At 70.7% G+C, this 12,781-nt stretch carries 4 protein-coding genes; all 4 read right to left on the bottom strand.

Translation table 11 applies throughout. The features are described 5' to 3' along the window. Position 1: 1 nt before the first annotated feature. The 4 genes from AC6EUH_RS02345 to AC6EUH_RS02330 all read right to left on the bottom strand — a co-directional run bounded on the left by AC6EUH_RS02345 (position 2) and on the right by AC6EUH_RS02330 (position 12,762). A complete protein-coding gene (locus tag AC6EUH_RS02345) occupies positions 2 to 802 on the bottom strand; it encodes an ABC transporter permease (protein ID WP_499737685.1) in 801 nt (266 codons plus the stop codon). Continuing rightward, positions 799 to 1,797, bottom strand: a complete 999-nt coding sequence (locus AC6EUH_RS02340; protein WP_499737684.1) for an ATP-binding cassette domain-containing protein — start codon at positions 1,795 to 1,797, stop codon at positions 799 to 801. The genes AC6EUH_RS02345 and AC6EUH_RS02340 overlap by 4 nt, the downstream gene beginning before the upstream one ends. Further along, positions 1,794 to 2,006, bottom strand: a complete 213-nt coding sequence (locus tag AC6EUH_RS02335) for an MbtH family protein (protein WP_056424885.1) — start codon at positions 2,004 to 2,006, stop codon at positions 1,794 to 1,796. The genes AC6EUH_RS02340 and AC6EUH_RS02335 overlap by 4 nt, the downstream gene beginning before the upstream one ends. Positions 2,007 to 2,070: 64 nt before the next feature. Then, positions 2,071 to 12,762, bottom strand: a complete 10,692-nt coding sequence (locus AC6EUH_RS02330) for an amino acid adenylation domain-containing protein (protein ID WP_499737683.1) — start codon at positions 12,760 to 12,762, stop codon at positions 2,071 to 2,073. Positions 12,763 to 12,781 lie beyond the last annotated feature (19 nt).

Raw genomic sequence — 12,781 nt, 5'->3', positions numbered from 1 at the left:
GTCACCGCTTGCTGATCCGGCGGTACTGCGCAATCGCCAGCGGGGCGAAGACGGCGATGATGCCGACGCTGCACAGCACCGAGTAGGGGATGGCGTTGTCCGCGGGCCAGCCGCCCGGGGTGCCGAAGCCGGCCGGGGCGGCGTTACCAAAGAGCTCGCGGGCGGCGGTGGCGACGGCGGTCACCGGATTCCATTCTGCAATCACGCGGAGCGGGCCGGGAAGGGAGCTGACGGACACGAAGGCGCCCGAGACGAAGGTGACTGGGAACAGCCACACAAGGCCCAGGCTCTGGGCGACTTCAACGCTCCTGGCCGTCAGGGCGATGACCGCTCCGATCCAGGAGACTGCGAAGGCAAACAGGAGCAGCAGGGCCAGCGCCGCGAGGGCGGATGCCGGGCCGGTGGTGATCCGCCAGCCGATGGCGAGGCCGCAGAGCAGCGTCACGGCCACGGACAGCACGCTCGTGGACAGGTCAGAGGAGGTCCGTCCCAGGATGACGGCCACGCGGGACATCGGTAGTGAACGGAAGCGGTCGATCAGCCCGAGCTGGAGGTCCTTGGCCAGGTAGACCGCCGTGAACGAGGCGTTGAAGGTCAGGGTCTGCGCCAGGATGCCGCCGATCAGGTAACTGCGGTACTGGTCACCGCCGAGGGTGCCGCCGAAGACGAAGCCCAGCAGCAGCACGAACATGACGGGCTGCACGATGCCGGTGACCAGCGCCCCGGGGGTGCGCAGAACGTTGATGAGGTTGCGCCGGGCAATGACGGAGCTGTCCCGGGCAGCGGCCGTGATGGCGCTCATGCGGGCACCTCGACTTTCTCCAGAGCAGAAGCTTTCGGGGTCTGCGCGTCCGGGGTTGCCGCCGCGGCGTGGCCCGTGAGCCGCAGGAACACGTCGTCCAGGGTGGGGCGGCGCAGGGAGGCCTCGTCCACCGGCAGGGCGCGGGCGTCCAGTTCGGACAGGACCCGGACCAGCAGCCGGTGGCCTTCGGGGGCGGCAATGGAGACGCGCAGGTTCTGCGGGTCGTGTTCGGCCCGGGAACCCGGCCCGGACGCCCGCTCCAGCACCCCCGCGGCCGCGGTGAGGTCTGCGGCGTCGCGCATGACGACGTCGATCCGTTCCGTTCCGGCGCTTTGCTTCAGTTCCGCAGCGGTCCCCTCGGCGATGACGCGGCCGTGGTTGATGACCGCGATGTGGTCCGCCAGCCGGTCGGCTTCCTCGAGGTACTGCGTGGTCAGGAGGACAGTGGTGCCGTCCGCTACGAGACTGGACACCACGTCCCAGGTGTCCAGCCGGCCGCGGGGGTCCAGCCCGGTGGTGGGCTCGTCCAGGACAACCACCTTGGGCCGGGCCACGATGGCCCCGGCGAGGTCCAGCCGCCGGCGCATGCCGCCGGAAAAGGTACCGGAGCGTTTGCCGGCCACGTCGGTGAGCCGAAAGCTTTCGAGCAGCTCGTTTGCCCGGGCCACGGCGTTCCGGCGGTTCATGCCGTACAGCCGGCCCACCATGTGCAGGTTTTCGAAGGCGGTGAGTTTCTCGTCCACGGCGGCGTACTGCCCGGATAGGCCCAGGTTCCGCCGCACCAGGTCAGGATCGGCCAGGACCGAGTGGCCGGCAACAAGGGCGTCACCGCTGTCCGGGGACAACAAAGTGGTGAGCACCTTCACGGTGGTGGTTTTGCCGGAACCGTTTGGTCCCAGCAGGCCCAGGACGGTTCCTTCGCCTGCCTGCAGGCAGAGCCCGTCCAGGGCCTTGAAGCTGCCGAAACTCTTACTGACGTTCTCGACCCGGATCACTGCGAGGCGGCGAGTTCGGCGACCTTGCGCGGAGCCATGTCCGTCCAGGTCCGGGACACGTAGTCGAGGCAGGCTTCGCGGGTATCCGGGCCGAACATGGTCACCCAGCCCTGTGGCACGGCCGCGAAGGCGGGCCAGAGGGAGTGCTGCTGATACTCATTCACGAGTACGGAGAACGTTGCGGACTTGTCATCGAATGGATTCGTCACGTTGACCTTTCCTGTCGGTTCTGGCGTTCGGAAAGCCCCTCTTGTGGAGCGGAGGCATCACTGGTTATTCGTCTCCGCCGCCCAGTTGGATGGCCAGCGCGGGCATAATTGCGCTGAGAGCCCCGTCACTGAGCAGCTGGGAGTGCCGCTCCGCCACGGGAACGTCGGTGATGGTTCCGGTGATGAACGGCTGCCACGCATCGCTGCCGGGAGTACCGGCAGGCACCTCCCGGGTGGCCCGGAAAAACACCAGCTCGCCGTCGAACACTTGCGGCTGCTCGTCGCGGATCAGCCGGGCCAGCTCGGGGAAGTTCCCCACCATGGCGTTGACGGAGTCCAGCGGAACCGTGCCCAGCGGGTTGTGGTGTTCCCGCAGGATTTCCTGCGCGCGCTGCCCGTCCAGTCCGGCCATGTCCTCGGCCGGCAGTTCGTAGCCCTGGGCGTCGAGGTAGCTGGCCCACAGCCCGGGGCCGGACCCGACGTCAGCGTTGTCCTCCTGGTTGCCGGGGAAGGCATCGAGGATGGCCAGGAACGCCACGTCCTCGCCGAGTTCCTGCAACCGGGTGGCCAGCCGGTGGACCAGATGGCCGCCGAAGGACCAGCCCATGAGGTGGTAGGGGCCCTCGGGCTGCACGGAACGGAGCTGGGCGATGTAGTCGTCCGCCAGTTCGGTCAACGTGGCGGCCTCCACCGGGTGGGTCCGGCCCGGTTCCATTCCGGGCATTTGCAGCCCGATCAGCGGCCGTTCCGGATCCAGCTTGCCCAGCATGGACGCGTAGCCCCAGCTGATGCCGGAGGCCGGGTGCACGGCGAAGAGCGGGAGCTTGGTCCCCGTGGTCCGGAGCGGCAGCAGCTGGCGCAGGCTGTCCGCGGCGCTTTCGTCGGCACCCTTGGCGGCCTCGCGGAGCAGACCCTCAACAGTGGGCGCCCGGAACAGCGACTGGACCGTCAGATCCGTGCCCAGCGCCGCGTTGACCTGGGCGATCAGCGGCCGGGCCAGGAACGAGTGGCCGCCGAGCTCGAAGAACGATTCGTCCACGCCGGCACGGTCCAGGGACAGCACCCCGGCGAAAATCCCCGCGACGGTCTTTTCCCGCGGGGTCCGCGGACCGCGCCCGGCACGACGGTCCGCGCTTCCGGGATCCGGCAGCGCCCCCGCGTCCACCTTGCCGTGCGGGGTCAGCGGCACCTCCGGGATCACGACGACGGCGGCTGGCACCATGTAGTCCGGCAGCAGCCCGCGGACGTGGTTCCGGATGGCGTGCGGCAGGGTGCCGACGTCGATTTCGCAGTCGGGCCCGGATCCGGGTTCGGACCCGGCGTCCGTGCCCTGGCCGGCTGCCGCCGGCACGATGTAGCCGATCAGACGCATACCGCCGCCGCCGTTCCCGCCGTCGTCCCCGATAGAGCGGACGACGGCGGCGCTGACGCCGGGGGCGCTGCGGAGGGCCTGCTCCACTTCGCCCGGTTCCACCCGGAAGCCGCGGATCTTCAGTTGGTCATCGTTGCGGCCCGCAAAGACGAGCCGGCCGTCGGCGTGCCGGTACACCACATCACCGGTGCGGTACATCCGTTCGCCGCCGCCGGCGAACGGGTCCGCGATGAAGCGTTCAGCCGTCAGTTCGGGACGGCCGCGGTAGCCGCGGGCCAGCTGGCGGCCGGCGATGTAGAGTTCTCCGGCCGCGCCGGGCAGGGTGTGCTGCAGCCTGTCGTCCAGGACATAGAGGCGCGTGCCGGCGGTGGGCTTGCCCAGCACCGGTGCGCCGGTATCGACGCGGGCCAAGACAGTGTCCACAGTGGCCTCGGTGGGTCCGTAGAGGTTCCAGGCCTGGACGCCGGGGTGCGCCGCGACCGTGTCCCAGAGCCCGGCGTCGAACGCTTCCCCGCCGAGGGCCAGGCTGAAGCGTCCGGGACGGCTGCCGGTGGCGTGCGTGTCGAGCAACCGGGTGAACTCCGGTTCGGTCAGGAGTTGGCGCAGGTAGCCGGGGGTGGTTTCCCAGGCGCTAATGCGGTGCTCCGAGAAGTAGGCGGCCAGTTGCTGGGAGTCGCGGCGGGTCTCATCGCCGATCAGGTGCAGTTCGTGGCCGGCCACCATCCAGAGGATCGGGTCCCAGGAGGCGTCGAAGCCGATGCCCGTCGTGTGGGCGACCCGCCGGGGTCGTGCGCCGGCCAGCAGGGTGTCGCGGTGCGAGCCGAGGAGCGCCGCCAGTGCGCCATGGCTGACCTCGACGCCCTTCGGCCGGCCGGTAGAGCCGGAAGTGAACATCACGTAGGCCAACTCGTGCGGGGCCGGCGCGGTGAAGGCTGCCGGGCCGGCGGCCGCCGCATCCCCGCCCGCTTCCGGGGCTGTGCCCGGGCCTTCCTCCTTGGCTGCCGCGAGGTCTTCCAGCACCAGCACGCGGGGCCGTTCCGTCAGCTCCGAGAGGAGCTGTTCCACCCGGGCTGCCACGGTGCGGCTGGTAAGGATCACCGGCGGGGCGGCGTCCTCGATGATGGCCGACGCCCGCTCGTCCGGGTATTCGGTGTCGATCGGGTTGTAGACCGCGCCCGCGGCGAGCACGCCGAACATGCTCTCGACTGTTCCCCGTGAACGGGGCAGCAGCACGGAAACCACATCGCCGCGGCTGACTCCGGCCCCCGCCAAGGCGGCGGCGATCAGGGACGCCGAGGCGGCGAGGCCCGCAAAGCTCAGGGTCCCGTCCTCGGCGACCAGTGCGGAGGCATCCGGCGTCGCCCTGACCGTGGCGGCGAGAGCCGCCAAGATGCCGGGCTCCGCGCCGGAGGTGGCTGAGCCGGTTGCCGGGTCCGAGCGGGTTCCGGCGGTGGCCGCCATCAGCGTGATGGCCTCCTGGTCCCCGAGCATGGGGAGCAGGGAAACCGGGGTGTCCGGCGACGCGGCGGCCAGTTCAAGGAACCGGCTGAAGCTGTCCGCCAGCCGCCTTGCGGTTGCCTCCTCGAACATCGCCGAGTTGTAGTCGAGCGTGCCGTTGAGTCCGCTGTTGTTGCTGTTGGCGTCGGGCCGGAAGGTGAAGGAGAGGTCGAACTTGGCTTCGCCCGATGCTGTCTCCGGCTCGGTGTCCACGCGGACTCCGGGCAGCTGCGGGACCGCCGGCGCCTCGTTGTCTACGGTGAGCATGGTCTGGAACAGCGGGTGGCGGCCCAGCGCGCGGTCCGGATTTACGGCCTCGACGAGACGTTCGAAGGGCACGTCGTCGTGGTCGAAGGCCGCCAGGATGCTCTCCCGTGACCGGCCGAGCATGGTCCGCAGGCTGGGGTCGCCCGCAGCGTCGACCCGCAGCGGCAGGGTGTTGACGAAGAAGCCGACCAGTTCGCGCAGCGCCGGATCCGTCCGGCCGGCCGTGGGGGAACCGATCACCAGGTCCTCGCCGGCGCCGCTGCGGTGCAGGAAGGCGGCCAGTGCGGCGTGGAGCGCCATGAACAGGCTCGCGTTCGACGCCGAAGCCAGTCCGTTGAGTGCCGTGACGCTGGCGGGGGCCAGCCGGAAAGTCAGCTGCCGGCCGGGCTGGTGTGATTCGCGGGGCCGGCGGTGGTCCGCTGGCAGCATGATTTCGGCCGGGATGCCGGAGAGGGCATTGCGCCAGTGGCCCAGCTTGGCGGTGAGCGCCGTCCCGTCGAGCTGCTGCCGCTGCCAGTTGGCGTAGTCGGCGTACTGCAGGGGCAGCGGTGCCGGGCCGACAGCCGGGCCTTGGCCGCGGGCGGCTTCGTAGGCGGCAGACAGGTCCCGGGCGAGCGGGGCCAGGGACGCGCCGTCGCTCGCAATGTGGTGCATCACGAGGTGCAGGACCCACTCCGGTTCGTCCGCCGAGTCGACCGGGATGAGCCTCGCCCGCAGCGGCAGCTCGGCGCGGACATCGAAGCCGCGTTCGGCGTCGTCCCGCAGCAGGCCGGGCACCTCGGCCCGGGTCGCGACGGCGCTGATGGTCAGGCGCATGCCGGCGCCGTGGGCGCCGTCGGACGGGTCCAGGACCACCTGCTCCGGGACCCCGCCGGTCTCCGGATAGATGGTCCGGAAAACTTCATGGCGCCGGAACAGGGCGCCGACGGCGGCCGCCAGCGCCTGCTCGTCGAGCGCCCCGGTGAGGCGCACCGCGAGCGAGATGTTGTAGTCGGCCGAGCCCGGGTCCAGCTGGTTCAGGAACCACATCCGGGACTGGGCGTAGGAGAGCGCCAGACTGTCCGGCCGGACAGAATCAGCGCCGGCCAGCCAGTCCGTGAGCGCGACCGGTGCCGCGGCAGGGTCCGGCTGCCCGGTGTCCGTGCCGGACCCGGGGGCTGCGACGGAACCGGCAGGACCCTCTGGGCGCGTCTGCCCGTGGACTGCGGCCAGCAGCCCCGCCGGCGTGGGCTGATCAAAGAGCATGCGCAGCGGCAGTTCGGTGCCGAAAGCTTCGCGGATGCCGCCCATCATGGCGACCGCGAGCAGGGAATGCCCGCCCAGGACAAAGAAGTCATCGCCCATCGAGACCTCGGTGACGCCGAGGACGTCGGCGAAGATCCCGCACATCGTGTGTTCGTCCCCGGTCGCCGGGGCGGGACCGGTGCCGGTGCCGGCACCGGCGGACGGAGCCGGGAGGGCCTTCCGGTCCAGTTTGCCGTGCGGGGTCAGGGGGATGGCGGGCAGGTGCACAAAGACGGCCGGGACCATGTAGTCGGGCAGTTTACCGGCGGCCAGGGCGCGCAAGTCCTCGGACCCCGCGGTGCCGGTGTAGTAGGCCACCACGCGGTGGGCCGGTTCGCCGTCGGCCACGGCCACGGCGCGCTCAACCTGCGGATGGGAGGACAGCGCGGCCTCGATCTCGCCGAGTTCGATCCGGAAACCGCGGACCTTGACCTGCTCATCCGTGCGGGAGAGGAACTCGAGCGAGCCGTCCGGCCTCCGGCGGACCAGGTCGCCGGTGCGGTACATCCGGCTGCCGTCGGCGGCGAAGGGGTTGGCCACGAAACGGGAGGCGGTCTCGGCGGGGCGCCGGTCGTAGCCGCGCGCCATTCCTGGACCGGCCAGGTACAGCTCGCCCGGGACGCCGGCCGGCACCAGCGCCAGGTATTGGTCCAGGACGAAGGTGTCCGTATTGGCGATGCCGCGGCCGATGGCCGGTGTTCCGCCGCTGATCTCCGCGGTCACCGAGTCCACGGTGAACTCGGTGGGGCCGTAGAAGTTGTGGGCCGAGACCTCCGGGGCCGCGGCCAGCTGCGTCCACAGCCCGGGGGTCACGGCTTCGCCGCCGAGGGCCAGCAGCAGGGGCTGTTCCCGGGGCGCCTCGAGCAGGCCGCTCTGCAGCAGCTGGCCGGCGTAGGACGGCGTCGTTTCCAGAACGTCGATGCCGTGGTTGCGGCAGTAGCCGGCGAGCGACTCGGCGTCGCCGCGACCCTCGTCGGCCACGAGATGGAGCTCCGCGCCGGCGATCAGCCACAGCATCGGGTCCCAGGCGGCGTCGAAGCCGAGGCCGGCGATGTGCGCCACGGCGACGGTGCCGTCCGCACCGGCGGCCTCGAAGCGCGGCGCGTACAGGGTGCGGTGGTGGTGGCGGTACAGGTTCGCGAGGGCGCCGTGCGGGACGGCCACCCCCTTGGGGCGTCCGGTGGAACCGGAAGTGTAGAGCACATAGGCAAGGTCACCGGCGGCCGGGCGGCGCTGTGCCAGGGCGGCGTCGGAAATGCCGGCACCTGCTGCCAGCAGCGTGTCGACGTCCAGGGTCCGCGGACCCTCGGAGCCATCCCTACCTGTGGCCGGTGCGCCGGAGATGACGACGGCGGGTGCGCCGTCCTCGAGGATGATCCGGATCCGCTCCTCCGGGTAGGAGAGGTCCACCGGGATGTAAACCGCGCCCGCGGCCAGCACCGCCAGTGCGGCAGCGACGACGTCGGCCGTGCGCGGCAGCGCCACGGCCACCCGGTCGCCGGGCTTCACTCCGGAGGCCAGCAGTCCCTTGGCGAGGGCCTGGACCCGGCGGTGGAGCTGGCCGAAGCTGGCGCCGGCCTCCGTCCCGGCGGCGTCGACGAGCGCCGACGTGTCCGGGATCCGTGCCACGGTGGCCCGGAAGGCGTCGACGACGGTCTCCGGCGCCTCCGCGCCGGGTGCAGAGTCTCCGGTCCGAAGGCTCTGCTCCAACGCGAGCCGGTGCTGCTCCGGGGACTGGATCCGGAGCCGGTCCAGGGTGATTCCGGGATCCGCGGCGAACTGCTCCGCCACGGCCAGGAAGCCGGCCACGAGCTGCTCGGCGGTGGCCCGGGTGAACAGGGCAGGGTTGTAGGCAAGCGAGCCGCGGATGCCGGCGTCATCTTCAGCCAGGTCCAGCAGCAGGTCGAACTTGGCCCCACCCGGTTCCTGGCTGAGGTCCGCGGTGGCTTCGAGACCGTCCATGGAGAGCCCGGCAACTGCCGTGTTCTGCAGCGTGAGCATGACCTGGAAGAGCGGATGGCGGTGCTGGGACCGGGCCGGGTTGAGTTCCTCAACCACGCGTTCGAAGGGCGCGTCCTGGTTGGCGTAGGCGTGCAGGTTGGTGTACCTGACGCTCTCCACGAGCTCCGCCGCGGTGGGGTTTCCGGAGGTGTTGGTCCGCAGCACCAGGGTGTTGACGAAGAAGCCCACCAGTTCGTTGAGCTGGGTGTCCGTGCGGCCGGCCACCGGCGTGCCCAGCGGGATGTCCTCGCCCGCGCCGGACTTGGTGAGCAGGGCCGCGAGCGCGGCCTGCAGCACCATAAAGAGGCTGGCGTTGTGTTCCCGTGCCAGGGCGTTGAGCCGGGCGCTGGTTTCCGGACGGATGGTGAGGTGAAGGGACGACGCCGGTTCGGCGGCGCCCTGCGCGCCCCGGCTGAAGTCGAACGGCAGCCGCAGTTCCTCGGGGGCGCCGCGCAGTTCGCGGGTCCAGAACTCGAGCTGGCGGGAGATGGCGCTCGCGGGATCGTCCTCGCTGCCCAGTTCGTCGCGCTGCCACAGTGTGTAGTCGGCGTACTGCACCGGAAGTGGCGCCAGAGGGGTGTCCGCGCCGGCCGCCAGTGCGTTGTAGGCGAGCGAGAGATCCTGCGCGAGTGGGGCCAGCGACCAGCCGTCAGCGGCAATATGGTGCAGTGTTATGGCCAGCACGTGGTGGTCGGGGGCCAGCTGGAACAGGACGGCGCGCAACGGCAGTTCCCGCGTGACATCAAAGCCTCGCCGGGTTTCAGCCGTGAGGGCGCCGGCCAGCCCGTCGGCGGTGCACTGGACCGCCAGCAGCTCCACCGGGCGCTCGGACAGGATCTGCTGGATGGGTTCGCCGTCGAGCAGCGGGAAGAGGGTCCGCAGGGATTCGTGGCGGCCCGCCACCTGGGTGATCGCGCCCCGAAGCGCCGCGACGTCCAGGCTGCCCTTGAGCGCCAGTACCACGGGGATGTTGTAGGCGCCGGATCCGGGGTCGAAGCGGTTCAGGAACCAGAGCCTGCGCTGGGCGAAGGAGAGCGGAATGACGGCCGGGCGTTCCGCCGGTTTGAGCGGGTTCGCGTTGCCGGTTGCCAGCTCAAGCGTCTCCGCGAGGGCGGCCACCGTGGCCTGTTCAAACACGGTCCGCAGGGCGGGCGCGGCGCCGGTGCGGTCCCGCAGAATGGCGACCAGCCGGGTTGCGAGCAGGGAGTGCCCGCCGAGTTCGAAGAAGTCGTCGTCAAGTCCTACGGCATCGAGCCCCAGGACTTCCTGGAAGGCCTCGGCCACGATCCGTTCCCGTTCGTTGCGGGGCGCGGTGACGGCGGATTCCGTCTCCGGCGCGGGGAGCGCGCGCGTGTCCAGCTTCCCGTTGGCGGTCAGCGGGATGGCCGGGATTTGCTGCACGGCGGCGGGCACCATGTAGTCCGGGAGCTGCCGGCGGGCCAGCTGGCGCAGTTCCGCCGTGTCCAGTTCCGGAATGTCCAGTTCGGCCGTGGCCAGCCCGGCGCCGTCGGGCACGGCGGCGGTGACGTAGCCGAGCAGTTGGTCGTAGCCGGCCCGGTTCTTCGTGACGGCGACAGCGGCGTGTTCCACGCCGTCGAGGCCGCGGAGGACCTCTTCTATCTCGGCGAGCTCGATCCGGAAGCCCCGGATCTTGACCTGGGCGTCCATGCGCCCGCGGAACTCGAGGGTCCCGTCCGGAAGCCGCCGGACGACGTCGCCTGTGCGGTACATGCGGGAGCCGTCGGGGACGAACGGGTCGGCGACGAAACGTTCGGCGCTGAGCCCGGGCTGGTCCAGGTAGCCGCGGGCCAGGTTGATGCCGGCGACGTAGAGCTCACCGATGGCGTTGACGGGGACGGGGTTCAGGCCCGAGTCCAGGATGTAGTGCCGGCTGTTGGCCACGGAGTCGCCCAGGGTCGGTTCGGTGCCGGGCCGCATCACGGCGGTGAGGGAATCGACTGTTGTCTCGGTGGGGCCGTAGAAGTTGTAGGCCACCAGCCCGTCCTTCTCCGCGAGGGCGTTCCACAGCGGGGGATCCACGGCCTCGCCGCCCAGGGCCACCACCGACGGGTGGGTGTCCTGGTCGAACAGGCCGCCGGCGAGGAGCACCTTGGCGAAGGACGGGGTGGTTTCGATCGAGTCGATGCCCGTGCCGGCCAGGTAGCCGCTGAGCGCTTCCGGGTCGCGGCGGGTCTGGTTGTCCACGAGGTGGAGTTCATGGCCGGCGATGAGCCAGAGGATGGGGTCCCACGAGGCGTCGAAAGAGAGGCCGGCGGTGTGCGCGACCCTGAGCTTCCGGCCGAGCCGCTCTTCCGCGGGCAGGAAGATGCTGTCCCGGTGCGAGGTGTAGAGGTTCAGCAGGGCGAGGTGCTCGACGCCGACGCCTTTGGGCCGGCCGGTGGAGCCGGACGTGAAGATGACGTACGCAAGATCCTGCTGCCCGGCCGGGCACTCCAACGCGGACCCGTCCTTGCCGTCCAGGCAGGACACCATCAGGGCGGCGTCCAGCACGGTGACGGGGACGTCCGTTGCGAGTTCGGCATGCCCGGAGTCCCCGCCGGTGAACGCGGCGGACGTCAGCAGGCGGACCGGGGCAGCGTCTTCGAGCATGCCCTCAACCCTGCCCGCGGGGTAGTCCGGGTCCAGCGGCAGGTACGCGGCCCCGGATTTCAGGATCGCCAGGATCGCGACGGGCAGCAGGACGCTGCGGTCCAGCCGGACGGCAACGGTCAGCCCGGGGCCCGCCCCGTGGCTGCTGAGGAACCTGGCCAGCTGATTCGAGCGGGTTTCCAGCTCGCCGAAGGTGAGTTCGCCGTCGGGCGCGACGACGGCGGTCCGGGAAGCGGACTCCCGGGCGCTGTGCCGGAATTCCTCCACGAGGGTGTGCCGGGGGAGGGTCGTGTCGCCGGCGTCGCCGGCCGCCAGCAGGGAGCGTTCCTCGACGGCAGTGGTCACTGACAAGGCGGCGACGCGGGACTCGGGCCGGGTGGCCACATCGGCGAGGAGCCGGACGAACCGGTCCAGGTGCTCCTCCAACTGCGTGGTGCTGTAGAGGGCGGCGTTCGCTTCGAACTGGATTCTGGGTCCAGGTTCCGGGGGCGCGGTTGTGCCGGACTCGACGCCGGACCCGTCGCGGCTTGCGGTTGTTCCGGCGTCGAGGCCATGGACGATGACCGAGAGGTCGTCGATGGGGCCGGTGGACAGGATGTTCATGGTGCCGCGGGCGGGGCCGAAGCTGATGTCGTCCAGGACGGGCAGGATGTTGACCGAGGGTCCCCGGTAGCCGCTGTGGGCGTTGAGGTCCTCGAAGCGGCCGCGCTGGTGGATCACGGCTCCGCGGAGGGTGTCACCCACGGCCGTGATGGTGTCGCGGACTGTTGAGCCGGGTTCGACGGCGACCCGGATGGGCACGATGTTGGAGAGCATCGACGGCGTGGATTTCGCCAGTTTGCCGCGGCGCGCGGTCACGGGCAGGGCCACGGAGACGTCGCGCTCTCCGGTGATCCGGTGAAGGTACAGGGCTGCCGTCGTGAGGATCAGCGCCGGCGCGGAGCCGGCCGCAGACCGTAGCGCTGCGGCAGCCGAGTCAGGCAGGACTCTGGCGGCACGGACCAGCGAACTGGCGGCACCCGCGGGCCGGCCGGCAAGTCCTGCAGCGGCCGGGGCATCCCGCAACTGGTCTTCCCAATAGACCCGGTCGGCGTCGGCGGCATCGGACCCTGCATGGGCGTTCTCAGCGGCCAGGAGTTCGGCGAGGGAGCCGAAGGCCCGAGTGTTTCCGGGTCCCGTGTCCCCGGTGGCAGCGCCGCCTGGTTCCGCGCCGTCCAGCAGCTGCTGGTACTGCTCCGCCACGCGCTGGAGCACCAGCACGGCGGAGTAGCCGTCCAGCATGAGGTGGTGGACCCGCTGATAGAAGAAATGCCGGTCGTCGGCGAGCTTGATGAGTTCGGTATGGAGTAGCGCGTCCGTGACGGCGTCGCGGGCGAGGCCCAGGTCCGAGTCCATCAGTACGCGGGCTTCGGCCTCCGGGTTCTGAGCGCCGCTCAGGTCCGTCACTTCCATCCTCGCCGGATGGGGCCTCCGGAGCTGGAAGGGGCCCGCATGGTCCTCACCGAAGACCATGTTGAGGGCATCGGTCCCGGCCACGGCCCGCGCCACGGCGTCGGTCAGCACCGGCACGTCGAGCGGCCCCTGGATCTCGACGAACTGTCCGATCTGGTACATCGGATTCTCCGGCGCCAGCTGCTGCGCGTACCAGATGCCTCGCTGGGCCGGACTCAGATCGAGCCGGCCGCCGGAGTTGTCGGGCTGGGCGTTCAGGGGATTCGGGGACATGTTCCTTCTCGGGTATCTC

Source organism: Arthrobacter sp. 001422645, from assembly GCF_059816125.1.
Note: the sequence above shows the minus strand (reverse complement) of the source record. Positions and strands in the feature narration are given on the sequence as shown.

What these genes read in the sequence shown, in the direction of transcription:
- AC6EUH_RS02345 (WP_499737685.1), bottom strand. Translation starts at nt 802, where the DNA reads ATGAGCGCCATCACGGCCGCTGCCCGGGACAGCTCCGTCATTGCCCGG.
- AC6EUH_RS02330 (WP_499737683.1), bottom strand. Translation starts at nt 12,762, where the DNA reads ATGTCCCCGAATCCCCTGAACGCCCAGCCCGACAACTCCGGCGGCCGG.